The organism is Pelotomaculum terephthalicicum JT, assembly GCF_022410535.1.
GTDB classification, from domain to species: domain Bacteria; phylum Bacillota; class Desulfotomaculia; order Desulfotomaculales; family Pelotomaculaceae; genus Pelotomaculum_D; species Pelotomaculum_D terephthalicicum.
This window is the reverse complement of sequence record NZ_JAKNBL010000020.1, coordinates 1-17,201: the sequence shown is the minus strand read 5'-3', so window position 1 is coordinate 17,201 and position 17,201 is coordinate 1. Positions and strand designations below refer to the sequence as shown.

The window sequence follows — 17,201 nt, the reverse complement described above, 5'->3', positions numbered from 1 at the left end:
AACCCTGAAGCTTTACCCCAAAGTTATTCCGACTCCTGACTCCTGTCTCCTGTTTTTATTTAAGAATCTCCCTGGCCGCGGCTTCCACCTCTTCTGCGGTTATGCCCATACCCGGTTTGAAAAATGTATTAATCTTGGTGGACGAACCATAAGCAACGTCTTTAAACAACCTGGCCAGCTGACCGTACGAGGATTCCATCAACAATATCTGTTTATTGCTTGCCATCAATTCTTTAATTTGTGGAACAGGCAGCGGGCGCAAGGTCACCGGCCGGAAATAACCAACCCGCAAACCCTTTTCCCGCATGGCTTCCACGGCCGCTTTGATCGCGCGATAGACAATACCGTGCCCGACAATCACCAGTTCAGCGTCTTCGATGCCGGCAGAGTGATACTCAGCCACATCCGGACTGATCTTTTCATAGTCCTGGAGAGCATCCATCACCAATTCGTAAAGTTCTTCCTCCATATTGTAAGTGTTCCTGAAATGGGCGGGCGGCCTGTCTTTCCCGGGCACCCCTTCCTTGCCGACATAAGCTTCGGGGGGAATTAACTCGATGCCCCGTGCTTCCGGGTCATACAGCGTCAGCGACTCGCGCATTTTGGCCTGGTAACCGTCTCCCAGCACAAAAGTGGGAAAGCGGTATTTCCACGCCGTGTTAAAAGCCTTGATGGTATAATCATAGAGTTCCTGGTGACTGGATGTGGAGTAAACAATGCGCATACCCTCCCCATTGCCGCCGATAGAGGTCATCGTCACTTCCTGCTGCGAATAAATTACTGTGGCCGTGGACGGGCCGCCCCTCTGCTGGACAACCACCACGGTGGGCAGGCGCATCATTTCAGCCATGGACATGGGCTCCTGCATCAGGGTGTTGCCCGGCCCGGCGGTGGCGGTAAAAGCCTTGCGGCCCGCCATAACGCCGCCGATGGTGGTAAAACCGGCGGAGAGTTCATCTTCCGTCTGCAAAAAGCTTTTTTCATATTTGGGCGCCATTCTTGTCCAATAATGCATGATTTCGTTCTGCGGGGTAATCGGGTAACCATACATGATGTCGGCCTTGGCGGCCAGCGCGGCCCAGGCAACCACCTCGTTGCCGGTCATAAAAGCCCTTTTCTCCTGCTCAACTATTTTTTTTGACACTCGTGGATCCCCCTTTGGTCAAATTCCGTGATAAATTACCAAAATGCCTTCTGCATGTACCTTGTCAAAACACGGACCGGATTGCCCATGCAGTCGACATCACCGATTTCTTCCGCTATACTTGTTACGGCGGCAGTCGCCACTACCGGCAATCCAAGATGCCGGGCAGCCTCCGCAACCACTCGCGCGCCTTCCTGAACCACCTTTGGCGTGGTTTCATCAGCGAGGTGGGTATTGTTCAGCAGAGCGTCGACCCTGCCCATCTCCCTGACGTGCTCCACGATATCTTTGACTTCGGCCGTCATGGGACGCGAAATGTTTATCACAGCGATTACCTGCAAATCCTGGTCGGTCGCGGCACCCTCCAGCAAATTCAGCGTCCTGGTACCTTCCACACCGTAGCCGATGTCCAGGATGATATCCCCTTCATGCCGCAGCGCCCACCTGGCGCCCGGTTTCAAAGTTGTGCCGGCCTCACCCAGTCCGACGGTTTCCGCAGTTTTCCAAGCTATTACATTGATGCCCAGGGCTCTTAATTCTTCCTGGATCGGCCGCAAGGTGTAAACCGGCTCGACGATATCCAGGTCGACCAGGGTGACTATCCTGCCCTGACGGGCCAGCGCCAAAGCCCGGTTCAAAGCGTTCTCACTTTTGCCCCCAGCATACTCGCCGGTATACGCCTCCACTATTCGCTTCGACATTATTATGCTCACCTGGCCGCAAAAACATCACTAACCCCAACCGCCCCTTACCACCAGGTTTTCGCTCCTTTCAAATTTTAATTTGCCCGCTCCCGTGAACGAATATCCCGCTATTGCCAAGATGCTGATAAGCTTTTTGGGTAACCCTGCGCCCGGATGGCGATCTGCTGATATACCCGGTTTTCAGCAAAAAAGGCTCCACCATATCCTGCAGGGTATCAACTTCCTCATTAAGCGTGGCGGCTATTGCTTCTATACCAACCGGACCGCCTTGATAATTCTCAATTATCGTTTTCAGGTAGGATTTATCCATTCCGTCAAGGCCTTCCGGGTCGATACCTTCCAACCCAAGAGATTTTATCGCTATTTCTTCGTTTATCGAACCGTCGCCGATTACTTCGGCATAATCTCTCACTCTTCTTAAGAGCCTGTTGGCAATCCTGGGCGTGCCCCTGGAGCGCCTGCCGATTTCCAGCGCGCCTTTTTCATCCACAGGCACATTGAGTATTGAACTCGACCTTTTGATGATCTCGCTTAATTCTTCCGTTGTATAAAAATCAACATGGTGCAGAATACCAAAGCGGTCGCGCAAAGGCGCCGATAAAAGACCGGCCCGCGTGGTGGCTCCCACCAGGGTGAAATGCTTGATATTTACCTTGATGGTTTTGGCAAACGGTCCTTTATCCACGACAAAGTCGATTTTAAAGTCTTCCATCGCGGAGTATAAAAATTCTTCAACCGGCCGGGGCAGCCGGTGTATTTCATCAATAAATAAAACATCCGCGTACTGCAGGTTGGTCAGTATGCCCATCAGGTCCCCGCTCCGCTCAATGGCCGGACCGGAAGTGCAAATAATATTGGACGCCATTTCGTTGCTGATGATATGGGCCAGCGTTGTTTTCCCCAGGCCGGGCGGCCCGTACAGCAAAACATGGTCAATCGGCTCGCCCCTCTTTCTCGCCGCTTTAATCGATATGCCGAGGCGGTTAAGCAAATCTTTTTGACCTATGTAGTCGGATAATTTATCCGGCCTGAGCGACCACTGATACTTTTCCTCGCCGGGCTGCTCATTTGTATCAATTAGACGGAGCCGTGTCAAATAATTCACCTCTTCTAAAACGATCTAGCCTTGCTTCTATAAATTTCTTCCAACAGCTCTTCCGCTGTCAGAATATTATGATTCTTAGAAACAGTCTCCTTAATCATTCTTTTTGCCTCGCCTAAGTTGTATCCCAATTGAAGGAGCACCTGCAACGCTTCATTGCCAATGCCGGGCTCAGGCCGGCCGCCGCCTGCGTCATCACTTTCGCCGGAAGCTGCCGCGAAGGCGGCGACCTTGCCCCGGAGCGACGCAATTATTTTATTGGCTGTTCGTTCCCCAATTCCTTTAAGTTTTTTCAGCGTTTCCACATCCGGTTTTTCAATGGCCTCCGCAATCGCCGAAATCGGGATCGTTACGGCCGCCAGGGCGGTTTTCACCCCGACCTTGGCCACACTGGTAAACAACTGAAAGAAATCTTTGTCGGCTTCATCTTCAAATCCAATCAAAGTTGGGGTCTGATGTCCGCCGGCGAGGCTGCTTTCAATATAATAAATAGTATGCAGTGAAATTCTCTCACCGGTTTTTCGGGTTTGAAAACGTTCCCTGGAAAAGCTCGTCAGGCATACCTCATAGGTAATATTGTCAACATCCAGCAATAGCCCTTTTGGGCTCAGCCCGGCGTAAACGCCGCTTATTTTCACGATCATTCAACACCCTCCAGGTCATGGCAATGAAGAATGTGGCACAAAGCCACGGCAATGGCGTCCGCGACGTGGTCCGGACGGGGCAGCGTGTCAAGCTTCAGCCTGGCCTGAACCATTTTCTGCACCTGGCCTTTAGTGGCGCCGCCGGTGCCGGTAAGGGACTGCTTCACTTTTCTGGCCGGGTAATGGTAAACCTTTATGCCCGACCGGCCCGCGGCCAACAGGCACACACCTCTCGCGTGCGCCATCAGCAACGCGGTTTTCGGGTTCTTGTAATCTGAATACAGTTCCTCTATGGCAAAGACACCAGGCTTAAATTCATTAATTATTTCGTCCAAACCCGAATATATCTGACTCAGTCTGTCTTCAAGGGAATGCCCGGCCGGCGTCTTAATAATTCCCCCTTCAATTAGTTGAATAACAAAACTGTTCCGATAATCCAAAACGGCGTAGCCAGTCCCGGCCAGTCCCGGGTCCACCGCTAAAACACGCAGCATGTCCGGCATGTTCAGCATCACGACTCTTTAGAATTTCCTAAATTATAATATACAATAAAAAAAATTCAAACCCGAAAGTTTGAATTTCCCCTACTTTTCGATTGTATACATGTAAATACTCAGATAGTCAGGAGCCAGAATTCAGTAGGGATTACTGCATTCCCTTGGGGTCCTTAAACCATTGAGATAAAACCAAAGATTATGCCGGTTCCTGGATTCTGAGTTAATTTTATTCTTCCGTAATCTGTTCCATGGGGGACAATGGACAATGGGGACGGTTCTCATTGGACAATGGGGACGGTTCTTGTTTGGGTCCCGTGTCAGGCAATAAGGACAATGAGAACCGTCCCCATTGCACAGAACCTTGTCTTTGTCCATTGTCTTTGTCTTCATTGTTCTACATTGCACATTGCATCTTTGCATCTCATTCTTTTATTCTGACTCCTGGCTCCTGGCTATATAATAAAGTAATGAATCAGCACCAACAGCGCCACCCCGGGCAGTTGGAGAATCCCGGCGGTCAGGAGTGTAACCGGATTGACGGCGATATGCAGGCCCAGGTGTCCGAAAACAGCGTTTATCGCGATCAATAAGCCCCCTCCCAGCAGCATATAGGCGGCCAGACGCACTAAAAGCCTCAAAGGGCGGAACATGGCCGTGCCGATTAAATATAGCCCCAACAGGCCCGCCAAACCGATAAAAACAAATTTTTCCTCCAATCCGGAGCACCCCCCTAGCACCATTATATGGCTGGGGATGAAAAATATTACTTTATTTCCTGTCTGCCTTCCAGGGATTTGCTCAAAGTAATTTGATCCGCATACTCCAGATCGGCCCCTACGGGCAAACCATGCGCTATCCGCGTGACCTTCAAATTCAGGGACTTAAGCAATCCGGCCAGGTACAGCGCCGTGGCGTCGCCTTCCACGTTCGGATTGGTTGCCAGAATCAGCTCAAGGACTTCCCCGCCTTCGAGGCGCCTGAACAATTCTTTTATGCGCAGCTGCTCCGGCCCGACGCCGTCCATGGGCGATATAGCCCCGTGCAGCACGTGATAAAGTCCGTTAAACGCCCTGGTTTTCTCCATCGCCACGACGTCCCTGGGACGCTCCACCACACAGAGCACATCCCGCCTGCGCCGCTCGTCGCGGCAGATAAAACACGGGTCATCGTCGGTAAAGTTGCCGCACACGGAGCAGTAGCGAATGGCGGTCCTGGCCTCCTCCAGCGCGCGGGCCAGGCTCAAAGCCACGTCAGGCGGGGCGTTCAAAAGGTGAAAGGCCAGCCGCTGCGCCGTTTTAGGCCCGATGCCGGGCAGCTTGGAGAGCCCGTCAATCAGCCGGGCAACCGGCCTGGGGTAAAAATGCATAACTAAAACAACCCGGGGATATTCATCCCGCCGGTGAGCTTGCTCATTTCCTGGGACACCATTTCCTGCGCTTTTTTCAGCGCGTCGTTAACCGCGGCCAGAACCAGGTCCTGAAGCATTTCCACGTCTTCCGGGTCTACCGCCTCGGGGTTTATTTCTATTGACAGAATCTCATTATTACCGTTGGCGATCACTTTGATCATACCGCCCCCGGCCGTGCTCTCCACTGTCCGGCTTTTCAATTCCTCCTGCAGTTTTATCATGCCTTGCTGCATTTTCTGCACTTGTTTCATCATTTTGTTCATATTTCCGCCCATCATATTATAAAACCCCCTTTATTGAATAAAGTGAATAAATTACTGATCTTATCAGTCGTCCCAGTCGTCGAACAACGAGCCTTCCGGATCATCTTCGGGGATAACTTCCTTCCCTTTGAAACGGCGGCTGATATCATTGGCCGGCTCAACGCGAACAGCGGGCATCTGGATTTCCCCCTGGTAAAATTTATAGATAACCTGCCACTCACCGCTTAAAAACTTGCCCAGCAGTTTCTCAAAATATTTCTTATTCTCAGGGCGCTCCGCCATCGCATAAGCCAAATCCTCACCCTCCGGGAAACCCGCAATCAGGCAGTGCTCCTGTACCTGCAAGGGAACAGCTTTGGTAAAGTTCGGATAGAGCGGCGGCCTTTCCTTGCGCAGCGCGCCTATGATGTCCCCCCAGGAATTCCGCACCAGGTCGAGGCTCACCCCCGGCACTGCTTCCCCGCCGGATGCTACCCCGGCTAATTTTTCTGACATAGCATCCGCCGGGCCGGTTTCTTTCGGGTTGGTTTCTGCCGGCGCCTGAACCCCTCCGGCATGGTCCGGCTCACATCGCGCGCCGGTTTCGTCAGGAACACTGTCAGGTTGACGCAAGCGGCCCGTTGCCTCAGGGAAACTTTGGACTGCTTGGTATTTAACCAGATTTTTTAGCTTCTCCTCCAGAGCCGCCACTCTTGCCGAGAGGGATGTCAGGTCATAGGTAATTTCCGGGCGGCAGGCTTTCACCAGGGCAAGCTCCAGAATGACACCGGGCAGGCTGCCCCACTTCATCTCCTGCTCGGCTTTGATCAATATGTCTACAGCGCGGATCAGCCTCTCTTCGCTGAAATCCGCCGCGCCGGGAACATTCTTTAAAGCGTCGCCCCATACTCCGCCCCCCGCGTCACCCGGTGAAATCCTCTCCAGGGCAACAGCCCGCAAAAAGGCAGCCATTTCCCTGGCAAAAAGCCGCAAATCCTTCCCCATGCCCGTTAACTCGCCGACCAGCCGCAGCGCCTGCCCGGCCTCGCCGGCAGCCAGGTACCCCGTCATTCTGCGCAGGATATCGACGCGCACAGTGCCAAGAATGTTGTGCACGTCCCCGGCCGTTACCTTCATTTCCCCCAGGGCCGCCCCCTGGTCAAGAATACTGAGCGCGTCCCGCATGCCCCCCTCGGCAGCCCTGGCGATCAGCAGCAGAGCCTCCTCATCCGCCGCTATACCCGCCCCGGCGGCTACTTCTTTCAGTCTCCCGGTAATCTCGTCCGGGGGAATGCGTTTGAAATCAAACCGCTGGCAGCGGGAGAGAATGGTCAGCGGCACTTTATGCGGTTCGGTCGTAGCCAGGATAAATACAACGTGGCTGGGCGGTTCCTCTAAGGTTTTCAGCAAGGCGTTGAAGGCCTCGTTGGTGAGCATGTGCACCTCGTCAATGATATACACCCGGAACTGCCCGGTCGTAGGCGCAAACTTGACCTTTTCCCGCAAATCCCTGATCTCGTCGATGCCGCGGTTGGAAGCGGCGTCAACTTCAATCACGTCGACGGAATAGCCCTCGGTAACGGCCTGGCAGTTAGCGCACCGGTTGCAGGGCTCCGGTCCTTTCCGGTCAAGGCAGTTCAAAGCTTTCGCCAGCACTTTGGCAGTGGTCGTTTTGCCGGTGCCGCGGCTGCCGCAAAAAAGATAGGCGTGGCCGGTTCGGCCCGCTTCCACCGCGTTCCGCAATGTTCTGGTTACGTGCTCCTGCCCGACAATATCTTTGAAGGTCTGGGGCCGCCACTCCCTGTAAAGCGCCAGATAAGCCATTTTAATGTCCTCTCTTGATACATTGGCTCAAGCGCACTGCTTGAGCGACTTGAGCCAAGTGCTATGGTTCCCGGTTATTATTTCGCTGTATAATATTATTTTCCTGTTAAAAGAGAAAAAATCACTGCATGAGGCGAATATAAACGAAACCGCCTTCAGTTACGCTAAGAAGGCGGTTCCTTATATTTTCAGGCCGCGCACCTGCCTTTGAATATTAGCTTCCGGGCGATACATCCGCAGGTAGCTCGGACCAGGCGACCTCACGGCACCCGGAGTATTTCTCTTAGTGCTGCTTCCGTCAGGACCTGACACGGTTCAAGAAGCTCCGTCGCGTGAGACCCGATCGTCCACACCCCTTGCAAATGCCGGACCCCACAAGCTAAACCCTCGGGCAGGGATTCAACCCCGCTGCAGCGGTTTGCGGGTTCAGGGCACCGCTACCTCCCCGTCTAGCACGGCCAAAGTCATTCTTTTTTCGTCCGGCGGCGCCGGTTCCCCCGGCCTGCCGCCGCCAGGCAATCGCCCGGGCAATAAAATGGCGGAGAGAGTGAGATTCGAACTCACGAGACGGTTACCCGTCCACACGCTCTCCAGGCGTGCGCCTTCATCCACTCGGCCATCTCTCCGTGCACTGCTACTCAGGTATCACTATTCACTATAACTCGCGCAATACCGCCTTTAGAACATAAACCACGTTAAATTATTATACACGCATTTTTTATTCGCCGCAAGTGTTTTTCCCGCCCGGCGGCGCCAGGTAAACCTTGTAACGTAACCCGGTCAACGAACATTTATTATTAATGGCGAATAATATAATTTAACAATAATTACCTTGACGCATGGAGGTTAGAAGCAAACATGACGTACTATATGACACCGCCGGGCCGTCACCAGTTGCCGCCGCTCCCCTATCCCTACAACGCCCTTGAGCCGGTGATCAGCGCCAGCACCCTGCGGTTTCACCACGACCACCACCATAAATCATACGTTGAAGGCCTGAACAAAGCTGAGCTGAAGCTGGTGGAAGCGCGCCAAAAGAGAGATTTCGCTTTAGTCAAGCACTGGGAACGCGAATTGGCCTTTCATGGTTCCGGCCATATATTGCACAGCATTTACTGGACTGTCATGGCGCCGGTCGGCAGCGGCGGGCAGCCCTGCGCTCAAACCATTAACCAAATAAACAGCTACTTCGGCAGCTTTTCCGCTTTCCAGGAACAGTTCAGCGCGGCCGCGACAGATGTGGAAGGCTCGGGATGGGCCGTATTGGTCTGGCAGCCGGCCTGGGGGCGCATGGAAATCCTGACGGCGGAAAAACACCAGAACTTGACCCAGTGGGGCGGCATCCCCATCCTTGTGCTTGATGTCTGGGAGCACGCTTATTATCTGGACTATCAATACCGGCGGGCCGACTACGTCAAGGCCTGGTGGCAATTGGTCAACTGGTTTGAAGTCGAAAAGCGCCTCCTGCTGGCGATGCCCGCGCAAATACCCCTGACATTATAGCTAGTTAACTTCAGATCCACAACCTTCAGTGAAAAACCGGGTAAGGATTCAATTTTATATACTTGAATGTGAGTCGAGAGTGGCCCCGCTACTGGATCAGCCGGTTCTTGACCATGGTCAGGGGCAGCCGGATAGTCAATACGACGAAAGCCGCCAGCCAGCCCAAGTCGGCCAGGTTGGACCAGGCCACCTTGCCGTGCAGCAGCGGGCGGATAACTTCCACGGCGTGGTACAATGGCGTGAACCAGGGGAGAAACCTGATCCCCGCCGGCAGGTTGTCCACCGGAAAGAATACCCCGGCGAACAAAAACATCGGTGAAATCAGCAGGGTGAAAAAATATCCGAAAGAATCATAGTTCGGCGCGATGCTGGTCCAAACCAGGGACATGACGGAAAAAGACATGACCATCAAAGCAAGCGGCACCGGCGTCAACAGCGCCCAGGGCGACTTCACCAAACCGAACAGCGCCACCACGATTAAAAAAACAATGCCGTAAAGCACACCTTTGAATGTCCCGTATAGTATTTCACCCATAACCACGTCATCCATGCTCACCGGAGTAGCCACCATGCCCTGAAAAACTTTTTGATGCCCCATTCTGGTGAAGCTGCCGTAAGTCATCTCATATGTGGTGGAAAACATCGCCGAAGAAGCAATCAGCGCGGGGGCTAGAAAATCAATGTATGACAGCCCCTCAATCTGGCTCACATACACCCCCAGGCCGAAGCCCATGGCCCACAGGTACAGCATGGGCTCTATGAAATTAAACATAATATTTGCCTTCCAGGTTTTTTTGAAAACCAGCAGGTTGCGGTAGACGACCTTCATCACCAGCGGCCATGACAAGTCTGGGATAGCGGTTATGCCATTAAACAATTGTTTTCTTTTTACCATGCCGTCAGCCTTCCTTAAATTCTTCCGCAGTTATCCGGTGACCTATGGGCTTATGCAAGCGCACAGGTCACTTATCCGTATATTACCATATCTTGGAGCGGCTTTATAGAATTTACTGCAACAACTCAAAAGTCAAAGTTACGATGAGGAATGGTTTATTGTCTTCAGATATTCTGACTCCTGACTCCTGAATACCTTAGTCTTCTTTAAGCGTTTCGCCGGTAAGTTTCAGAAACACATCTTCCAGGTTGGCCGGCCTGAGCCTTTGATGTCTCACCGGAATACCCAGGGCGGCGGCCCTGCCGGATATCCTTTCAGCCAGTTCCCTGCCGTGGCCGGTGAACAATACCAGGTCGTCCCCCAACATCTGGCGGGCTTTGATCAAATCCTCGTTCCCCTCCATGAGAACCCCGTGCCGTGCCGGCTCCACTCCCAGTTCCAGGGCGTCGTTGCCGGTATGACGCTCAATCAATTCCCTGGGCGCGCCCCGCTCTAATATTTCCCCATGGTAAAGCACAATGAGCCTGTCGCAAAGCTGGCCGGCCTCTTCCAGATAATGGGTGGTCAAAAGCATGGTGGTGCCTGATTCCTTCAGTTTCTTCAAACGCTGCCACACCAGGTGGCGGGCGTAGGGGTCCAGACCCGTGGTAGGCTCGTCCAGGATCAAAAGCGCCGGCTGGTTGAGCAGCGCCCGGCCGATAGTCAAACGCCGCTTCAGGCCGCCGGACAGTTGCTCCACCACCGCGCCGGACTTGTCCTGCAAATCCATAAACGCCAAAATGTCCCCGGCCCTCCTTTGGGCCATATCCTTGGGCATCCTGAAGTAGCCGGCGTAAACCAGGAGGTTTTCCCAGACCGTCAATTCCGGGTCCAGGTTGTCCTCCTGCGGCACCACCCCGATTTTGGCCTTGATATTTCTCGCCCCGGTCATAATATCTTCTCCAAAAACCTCAAGTTTTCCGGCGGTAACCGGGGAAAAACCGTAGATCATTTTCGCTATGGAGGTTTTCCCCGCTCCGTTCGGCCCGAGCAATCCAAAGCATTCTCCCCCGCAAACGGTAAAGTTAACCCCTTTTACCGCTTCAAAGTCGGCGAACCTTTTCACCAAGTTCCTGGCTGCAATAACGCTTCTTCTCATTTAACCCCATCGTTCCTTCGTAATGAATCTATTATAAACATTATAACCCGACCGCATCATTCCGGATATCCTTTTGGCTTCCTGACAGACCACCCAGAACAGGCAATTTTCTTCAGAAGGGGTAAAGTGATCGCCGGTTTGTTCAAAATTTACCGCGTAGCAGCCTCCGGTGCATTTTCTGGAGCAGCGCTTGCAATTCTCCTGTTGACGGCTAATTGGATTTTTAAATGGTTCCAGCAAATGGACATCGATCTCAGTATTAACATTACCCACAATACACCTGCCCGCCTCACCGGTCAAGCCCAGCAGCTTGGAACAGGGACTGACATCTCCGTTAGGCGCCACAGCCAGCGACGTGCTGCCGGCCCGGCAGCCCCAACCGGAATACTCATTTTCATCCTTTTCGAATTCCTCAATAAAAACAGGGACACCTTTCCGTTTTAAGGCATGGTAGTCCAGCAATATTTTCAACAAATTAAGGCCGTACCGCGTGATCTCCTCCCTGCTCCAGCTCTTGGCGCCCTGCGCGGGGGCGATAATGAACTGATTGATACCCAGGTTCACAAGCTGTTTAAAATCTTCCCTCATACTTTCTATGGCGGCGTTGCTCACGGTCATCCGCACCCCCAGCCAGGGCTGGTACATTTTCATCATGGGAATTGAATAGGCGATTTTGTGCCAGGTGCCTTCCCCGTTTTTTGTCCGGCGGTAGCGGTCATGAGTTTCCGGACCGCCGTCCATGCTCAACAAGATGTTGATTTTATATTGCGAAAAGAATTTTAAAATATCTTCGGTAACTAAAGTGCCATTGGTGGTTACGGCCCAGGTAACGGTCAGGCTGCGCTTTTTCGCGGCTTCCAGGGCGTATGGCACAATTTGCTTGATTAGATCAAATTCCAGCAGAGGTTCCCCGCCGATTAAAGTTATATTAACCATCGGAAAGGCCGCCTGCTCCACCAGCAGGTCGACGGCGTTCCTGGCCGTGGTGAAATTCATTCTGTCACGGGCGTTTTTTTCGTGAACAAAACAGTATTCACAAGTTAAATTGCATTTAAAGGTCAGGTTCAATTCCAAGGCCGCCAGACCGAGTTTAGCCTGGGATAATTCCCTTTCAGCCAGGCGGGCTAATTTTTCCGCGTCCTCGTTATTTAAAAAATATTTTCTTTTTAAAACATCTGCGAGAACCCGGGGGGAGCGCCCGGGATTGGTTCTGGCATACTCCCCGATAAAAAACGCCGCCTGTTCGAGCCAAGTACCGCGGTCACTTATTCCCATGATTTATTCCTTTTCTTTTTTGCCGTTATTTTTCTGTTCTTTCTTAACCGCGAAATCCATCGGCATAGGTGATGAAACCGGCTCCATTCCGGCCGGCGCTCCCGCCGCCGGACCAGTTACGCCGTAAAACTGGGCGGCGCAGTTATACCCGCTTGACGGGACGCACTGTAAAGCATTAAACGAGAAAAAGCCGCAGGGCTGCTGAAACTGGAATGTGGTGCACGGCTGCTGGTATTGGCATACACACGGCTGCGCGTATTGGGAGACGCAAGGCTGCTGGTACTGGCATGCGCAGGGCTGCTGATATTCATACATGCAGGGCTGCTGGTATTGGCATGCGCAGGATTGCCCGTACTGGAAGGACCCGCAATAAAAAGTCGGGCACCCGCCGCTGTCGGTCATTGGTCCCACTACTCCGCAGAACTGCTGGCCGGGACAGCTATGCCCTCCCGGTATTTTGCAATGCGAACCAAATTGGAAAGGCCCGCAGGCACCAGGCGCATAGTTGTCCGGACAAGTATAGACGCCCGGGCAAAAGACCGGCGGCCGGCAAGAATGCTGCTGGCTGCAGGCATACTGCGGTCCGGTGCAGCCGATCTCCGCTTTCACGCTATCCCTCAGTTGTTCCGCGAGACGCTCCATGCTTTTCCCGGTCAGGGTCTGTTTTGAAGGTTCCCAGACGATTTGAATCGCCTTGAGCGGGATTGTGCCGACTCCTTCAGCAGTCTCTATGCGCACAGATTGCTCACTCACTGTTATAACGGTCCCGGAAACGATTCTGCCGTTAACCAGTTCAACGGCAATATTCTTGCCTTTACTGGCCTGCAATTGTTCAAACAACTAAAGTCACTCCCTGGGCTGATATTTTGTCTTATTCAGTATATGATTGAAGGAGTTTTTCGGTTCAGCCGGTCAGAAGGGATTAACGGTTTTGCGTGGAAGTGTTTTATGTGGAAATACTCTCGTGGATTCTTTTGCTACGGAAAGCATTCCGGCGGCAAGCAATGGGGGATTAAATTTGAGATTTTGCAGCCTTTCATCCTGCAGCTACGCCAACAGCGTCGTGGTGCAGGACGGCAATACGTGCATCCTAATCGACTGCGGCCTCAGAAAGAGAGATATCAAGCCATTCCTGCAGCAAGCCGGTCTGTCGCCGGGTGACCTCGACGCGGTTCTGGTAACCCACTGTCACACCGATCACATTTACGGACTAAAATTTCTTTGTCAGGAAAAAAACCTGCCCGTTTACTCAACCCCGGGCATATTAAACGAATTGAATAAGCTCTGCCGTTTCAACACACCCCCGGCGTTAACCGCCTTTGGCAGCAACGCCCGGGAAAAAATCGGCAGCCTTGCGGTGACTCATTTCAGGTTATCCCATGATGTGGAAACAATCGGCTTTATTATCGGCGGCGGTGACGGCGAGCAGATGGGGTTTATCACTGATACCGGTTACTTCCCGGAGAACTGCCTTGACGCATTCCAATCACTTGACTACTTGTATATCGAGTCGAACCACGACATCAACATGTACCAAAAATCATCCAAGCCGTGGCACGTGATCAGGCGCAACCTAGGTCCCACCGGGCACCTGTCCAACGAGCAGTGCGGCCTGGCGCTGCAATCCATGGAGCTAAAGAACTGCAAGCTGGTTGTGCTGGGCCACCTCAGTGAAAACGACAACGATCCCGCCATAGCGGTAAGCAACGCCCGGCGCCGCCTGGCGGCAAACATACCGCTGACCAGCGCGCCCGCCCGGGTCCCGGGTCCTTGGTCAGATCGATTCCGCCAATCTGGGGAAGCAGCTCATGATCACCGGGTTTAAGAATGACATTATTTAAACCGGAAGTTTTCGCTCACCCGGCGCACAACCTCACTCAGCACTTTTTCGTCCTTGACCAGCGCGATCCGGACATACCCCTCGCCCCGCCGCCCGAAAGCAACGCCTGGTATAACGATAACGCCGGCTTTCTCCAGCAACTCGGCGGCAAAAGCGGCTGAATCGCTGTAACCCGGCGGCAGCGGCGCCCACACGAACATGGAAGCCCGCGGTTTGGGCATGGACCAGCCCAAGGCAGCCAGTCCGTCCATCAGCACATCGCGCCTTTTCTGGTATGTGGCGGCGGTTTCGGCCACACAATCCTGCGGCCCGCTCAACGCGGCCGCGCCGGCCTCCTGCACCGCGTAAAACACCCCGTAGTCAATGTTCGACTTAATCAACGCCAGGCCGGCCAGCACACCGGCGTTGCCCACGGCGAAACCCAGGCGGCAGCCGGCCATGTTATAGGTTTTGGAAAGGGAGAAAAACTCAACGCCTGTTTCCTTCGCGCCAGGCGTTTCAAGAAAGCTCACCGGCTTGAATCCGTCGTAAGCCAGCTCGGCGTAGGCCACGTCATGGCAAACCAGGATATCACGGCGGCGGGCGAATGCGACAGCCCTTTCAAAAAACTCACTATCTGCTATTGCCGCCGTCGGGTTGTTCGGGTAATTCAGCCAGAGCATTTTCGCCCGGCGCGCCACTTCAGCGGGAATAGCGTCAAAATCAGGCAAGAAACTGTTCTCCGGCAAAAGCGGTACGGGGTAAATTTCTCCGCCGGCCAGGAGTATGCCGAACTCGTAGATCGGGTAGCCGGGGTCAGGCACCAGCGCCACGTCGCCCGGGTCGATGTACGCCATAGCCAGGTGGGCCAGGCCGTCCTGCGAGCCCATTAATTCCAGCACTTCCGAGCCCGGGTCCAGGTCAACGTTAAAGCGCTTTTGGTAACGCTCCGCCACTGCCAGGCGAAGAGATCGCAAACCTACCAGCGGGTACGTATAATTCCGCGGCTTCTCCACCGCGCGGCGCAGCGCCTCCATAATATGCGGCGCCGGAGGCAGGTCGGGGCTGCCGACTCCAATGTTGATCACTGCCAGACCACGGGCCTCCACCCTTCTCTTGCGCTCTTCCATCTCGTTAAACACACCGGCGGATAAGTTGTCTAGTCGCTTCGCCCTGTTCATCATGTCCCCCTGACACTTCAATCAATAACATAATTCTGCTTTTCATTATAATATATTTAGGAGTCAGCAGTCAGAATAATCTTTGGGTTCATGGGCAGGGTTCATGCAATCGCCTTTGTTGACACTATGGCATAAAAAACATATAATCTAAGTAGTTATCGAGGAAAGGGGTATGACATATCCGTACAATGGAGTCGGTCTTTTATGCGTAGCAAAGGCTATTGCATGAAAGACAAATAAAATGAGGTAGCCTTTGCTCAATCCTGATTCCATCATAGGAGGGAGCATAATGGGCTATAAAAGTGCCAATGACATATTGCCGGAAGGCTTACTGGATGCAGTACAAGAGTATGTTGATGGAGAATATCTCTATATACCGCGAAAGGAAGGTAATAAAAAATCGTGGGGAGAGCTTAGAAAGAGCAAGGAATATTTTTCTGCCAGAAACGCCGAAATATTGAATAAACATCAAGCAGGAATGTCCGTCAAGGAGCTCTCAGAGGAATATTACTTATCCATCAAGACCATCTATAAAATTGTTGCTTTCCTTAAGTCAGGCTAATCGCTAAAGCGCCGCGAGTATTTCTCTTGGCGCTTTTTCATTTTTGAAACGTAGTATAGAATTTTAGCCGCAAAATATCTGCTATTATTAAATCACAATCAAGTAATATGAAAGGACGGAAATGAAGCAATGAAATTTGGAAGAAATACCAATTTTGACAAGGATTTTTTATTGAAAAATATGATGGGGCCTAACTGCGTCAGGATAGCAGAAGAACTTACCCAAAAAATCCAGCTATCTTCCGAAATGAGAATACTGGACTTAGGTTGTGGCACTGGATTAACTTCTATCTTTCTTGCAAAAGAATTTGGAGCGCAAGTCTTCGCAGCAGACCTTTGGATTAAGCCCACTGAAAACTATGAGCGGTTTAAGAAGTTTGGTTTTGAGAATCAGATTATACCAATTCATGCCGAAGCACATGAATTGCCCTTTGCACATCACTATTTTGACGCAATCATCAGCATAGACGCCTATTACTATTTTGGAGCAGAGCCGGATTATCTTGATAAGCATATTGTACCCCTGATAAAGAAACATGGACTTATAGCAGTGTCAGTACCCGGATTGCAAAAAGACTTTTCTCAGGGCGTTCCAGATGCACTGAAACCTTATTGGCAGGAAAATATGAATTTCTATTCCCGCAATTGGTGGAAAGACCTTTGGGAACTCTCACCCAACATAGTCATTGAACAATGTTTCTCACACCAATGCCATAAAGAAGCGTGGAAAGACTGGCTGGAATGTGACAATCCCTATGCGAAAACGGATGTCAAGATGATGGAAGCCGAAAATGGAAATTATTTTGATACAATCGGCCTTATTGCTGCGGTTAAATAATAAAACAATAGAAGGACGTTATTCTGCTGCCAAGCGGCATATAAAAAAGCCGTCATTTGGCAGACGATACTTTGTGGCCAAATGCATATGATAAGCCAAACGGCGGTTCAAATAAAAATCAAAGCCGCAGCTTCTCTTTGTCGCGGAATTTTTACCCTTGGATGCATCACGACGAATTTATTGATATAACCGATTTTTTGCGGTCTGCGGGGAAATGGGATTGCGGCAAGCAAGCGCGTTTCCGGCAGGCCAAAGCCCGCGGCAGCGCCCGCGGGACACTTTGCCGCGAAGCGGAAATTGTCAGAGTGGGTCATATACTTTGCCAAAAGTATATGACCCACTCTGCACTCGTCCCTATCCTAAATATATACACTCGCCTAATATTTTTCGAGGAACCCGGCCGGGCTGATAATCTCCGGCTTCTCC

At 52.1% G+C, this 17,201-nt stretch carries 19 protein-coding genes, 1 tRNA gene and 1 other RNA gene; 5 read left to right on the top strand and 16 right to left on the bottom strand.

From position 1 onward, the window contains the following. Positions 1-55: 55 nt before the first annotated feature. The 11 genes from L9W92_RS11875 to L9W92_RS11825 form a co-directional block, all read right to left on the bottom strand. Complete coding sequence (locus L9W92_RS11875) at positions 56-1,144, bottom strand: ferredoxin oxidoreductase (protein WP_240083970.1); 1,089 nt, start codon at positions 1,142-1,144, stop codon at positions 56-58. Positions 1,145-1,179: 35 nt separating this feature from the next. Then, positions 1,180-1,845, bottom strand: coding sequence for a hypothetical protein (locus L9W92_RS11870; RefSeq protein WP_240083969.1), 666 nt, complete (start codon positions 1,843-1,845; stop codon positions 1,180-1,182). Positions 1,846-1,915: 70 nt separating this feature from the next. Beyond that, on the bottom strand, positions 1,916-2,944 hold the full coding sequence (gene ruvB, locus L9W92_RS11865; protein ID WP_240083968.1) for a Holliday junction branch migration DNA helicase RuvB: 1,029 nt from the start codon (positions 2,942-2,944) through the stop codon (positions 1,916-1,918). Positions 2,945-2,958: 14 nt separating this feature from the next. Next, entirely contained in the window at positions 2,959-3,594 is a 636-nt protein-coding gene (gene ruvA, locus L9W92_RS11860; RefSeq protein WP_240083967.1) for a Holliday junction branch migration protein RuvA, read from the bottom strand. Further along, positions 3,591-4,106, bottom strand: coding sequence for a crossover junction endodeoxyribonuclease RuvC (gene ruvC / locus L9W92_RS11855; RefSeq protein WP_240083966.1), 516 nt, complete (start codon positions 4,104-4,106; stop codon positions 3,591-3,593). The genes ruvA and ruvC overlap by 4 nt, the downstream gene beginning before the upstream one ends. Positions 4,107-4,543: 437 nt before the next feature. Further along, positions 4,544-4,807, bottom strand: a complete 264-nt coding sequence (locus L9W92_RS11850; protein ID WP_240083965.1) for a pro-sigmaK processing inhibitor BofA family protein — start codon at positions 4,805-4,807, stop codon at positions 4,544-4,546. Between the two features lie 47 nt (positions 4,808-4,854). Further along, positions 4,855-5,457 (bottom strand): recombination mediator RecR, encoded by a 603-nt coding sequence (gene recR, locus L9W92_RS11845; RefSeq protein WP_240083964.1) that lies wholly within the window; start codon positions 5,455-5,457, stop codon positions 4,855-4,857. 2 nt (positions 5,458-5,459) lie between these two features. Then, positions 5,460-5,777, bottom strand: a complete 318-nt coding sequence (locus L9W92_RS11840; protein WP_240083963.1) for a YbaB/EbfC family nucleoid-associated protein — start codon at positions 5,775-5,777, stop codon at positions 5,460-5,462. A gap of 48 nt (positions 5,778-5,825) precedes the next feature. Then, a complete protein-coding gene (gene dnaX, locus L9W92_RS11835; protein WP_240083962.1) occupies positions 5,826-7,565 on the bottom strand; it encodes a DNA polymerase III subunit gamma/tau in 1,740 nt (579 codons plus the stop codon). A gap of 193 nt (positions 7,566-7,758) precedes the next feature. Next, an RNA gene (ffs, locus tag L9W92_RS11830) (signal recognition particle sRNA large type) lies at positions 7,759-8,023 on the bottom strand. A 78-nt stretch (positions 8,024-8,101) separates the two neighbouring features. Then, a tRNA-Ser gene (locus L9W92_RS11825) sits at positions 8,102-8,191 on the bottom strand. Between the two features lie 232 nt (positions 8,192-8,423). On the opposite strand from L9W92_RS11825, the gene L9W92_RS11820 reads away from it, so the two are divergent. Continuing rightward, positions 8,424-9,068 (top strand): superoxide dismutase, encoded by a 645-nt coding sequence (locus tag L9W92_RS11820; protein ID WP_240083961.1) that lies wholly within the window; start codon positions 8,424-8,426, stop codon positions 9,066-9,068. Between the two features lie 88 nt (positions 9,069-9,156). Here L9W92_RS11820 and L9W92_RS11815 read toward each other — a convergent pair whose 3' ends face one another. The 4 genes from L9W92_RS11815 to L9W92_RS11800 all read right to left on the bottom strand — a co-directional run bounded on the left by L9W92_RS11815 (position 9,157) and on the right by L9W92_RS11800 (position 13,216). Further along, positions 9,157-9,963: an ABC transporter permease gene (locus L9W92_RS11815; RefSeq protein WP_240083960.1), complete on the bottom strand. Its 807-nt coding sequence runs from the start codon at positions 9,961-9,963 to the stop codon at positions 9,157-9,159. Positions 9,964-10,159: 196 nt separating this feature from the next. Next, entirely contained in the window at positions 10,160-11,101 is a 942-nt protein-coding gene (locus tag L9W92_RS11810; RefSeq protein ID WP_240083959.1) for an ABC transporter ATP-binding protein, read from the bottom strand. Continuing rightward, entirely contained in the window at positions 11,102-12,376 is a 1,275-nt protein-coding gene (locus L9W92_RS11805; protein ID WP_240083958.1) for a radical SAM/SPASM domain-containing protein, read from the bottom strand. 3 nt (positions 12,377-12,379) lie between these two features. Continuing rightward, positions 12,380-13,216, bottom strand: coding sequence for a hypothetical protein (locus L9W92_RS11800; protein ID WP_240083957.1), 837 nt, complete (start codon positions 13,214-13,216; stop codon positions 12,380-12,382). A 178-nt stretch (positions 13,217-13,394) separates the two neighbouring features. Here L9W92_RS11800 and L9W92_RS11795 point away from each other — a divergent pair, with 178 nt between their 5' ends. Beyond that, the gene (locus L9W92_RS11795) at positions 13,395-14,201 is read left to right on the top strand and encodes an MBL fold metallo-hydrolase (protein WP_240083956.1); all 807 of its coding nucleotides are present in this window, start codon (positions 13,395-13,397) and stop codon (positions 14,199-14,201) included. A gap of 8 nt (positions 14,202-14,209) precedes the next feature. Here the strand turns inward: L9W92_RS11795 and L9W92_RS11790 are convergent, their stop codons facing one another. Then, complete coding sequence (locus L9W92_RS11790) at positions 14,210-15,376, bottom strand: LL-diaminopimelate aminotransferase (RefSeq protein WP_240084010.1); 1,167 nt, start codon at positions 15,374-15,376, stop codon at positions 14,210-14,212. A gap of 289 nt (positions 15,377-15,665) precedes the next feature. On the opposite strand from L9W92_RS11790, the gene L9W92_RS11785 reads away from it, so the two are divergent. From L9W92_RS11785 to L9W92_RS11775, 3 genes are all read left to right on the top strand, one after another. Beyond that, positions 15,666-15,938, top strand: coding sequence for a CD3324 family protein (locus L9W92_RS11785; RefSeq protein ID WP_240083955.1), 273 nt, complete (start codon positions 15,666-15,668; stop codon positions 15,936-15,938). Between the two features lie 129 nt (positions 15,939-16,067). Then, on the top strand, positions 16,068-16,775 hold the full coding sequence (locus L9W92_RS11780; protein ID WP_240083954.1) for an SAM-dependent methyltransferase: 708 nt from the start codon (positions 16,068-16,070) through the stop codon (positions 16,773-16,775). Between the two features lie 161 nt (positions 16,776-16,936). Beyond that, positions 16,937-17,201, top strand: a 265-nt coding sequence (locus L9W92_RS11775; RefSeq protein WP_240083953.1) for a hypothetical protein, incomplete at its 3' end; no start/stop codon positions are given.

Bases quoted from the DNA above. Each gene is read 5' to 3' on its own strand.
- L9W92_RS11840 (WP_240083963.1), bottom strand. From the start codon at position 5,777: ATGATGGGCGGAAATATGAACAAAATGATGAAACAAGTGCAGAAAATG.
- L9W92_RS11785 (WP_240083955.1), top strand. From the start codon at position 15,666: ATGGGCTATAAAAGTGCCAATGACATATTGCCGGAAGGCTTACTGGAT.
- L9W92_RS11810 (WP_240083959.1), bottom strand. From the start codon at position 11,101: ATGAGAAGAAGCGTTATTGCAGCCAGGAACTTGGTGAAAAGGTTCGCC.
- ruvC (WP_240083966.1), bottom strand. From the start codon at position 4,106: ATGCTGAACATGCCGGACATGCTGCGTGTTTTAGCGGTGGACCCGGGA.
- recR (WP_240083964.1), bottom strand. From the start codon at position 5,457: ATGCATTTTTACCCCAGGCCGGTTGCCCGGCTGATTGACGGGCTCTCC.
- L9W92_RS11815 (WP_240083960.1), bottom strand. From the start codon at position 9,963: ATGGTAAAAAGAAAACAATTGTTTAATGGCATAACCGCTATCCCAGAC.
- L9W92_RS11790 (WP_240084010.1), bottom strand. From the start codon at position 15,376: ATGAACAGGGCGAAGCGACTAGACAACTTATCCGCCGGTGTGTTTAAC.
- L9W92_RS11780 (WP_240083954.1), top strand. From the start codon at position 16,068: ATGAAATTTGGAAGAAATACCAATTTTGACAAGGATTTTTTATTGAAA.
- L9W92_RS11820 (WP_240083961.1), top strand. From the start codon at position 8,424: ATGACGTACTATATGACACCGCCGGGCCGTCACCAGTTGCCGCCGCTC.
- L9W92_RS11870 (WP_240083969.1), bottom strand. From the start codon at position 1,845: ATGTCGAAGCGAATAGTGGAGGCGTATACCGGCGAGTATGCTGGGGGC.
- dnaX (WP_240083962.1), bottom strand. From the start codon at position 7,565: ATGGCTTATCTGGCGCTTTACAGGGAGTGGCGGCCCCAGACCTTCAAA.
- ruvA (WP_240083967.1), bottom strand. From the start codon at position 3,594: ATGATCGTGAAAATAAGCGGCGTTTACGCCGGGCTGAGCCCAAAAGGG.
- L9W92_RS11805 (WP_240083958.1), bottom strand. From the start codon at position 12,376: ATGGGAATAAGTGACCGCGGTACTTGGCTCGAACAGGCGGCGTTTTTT.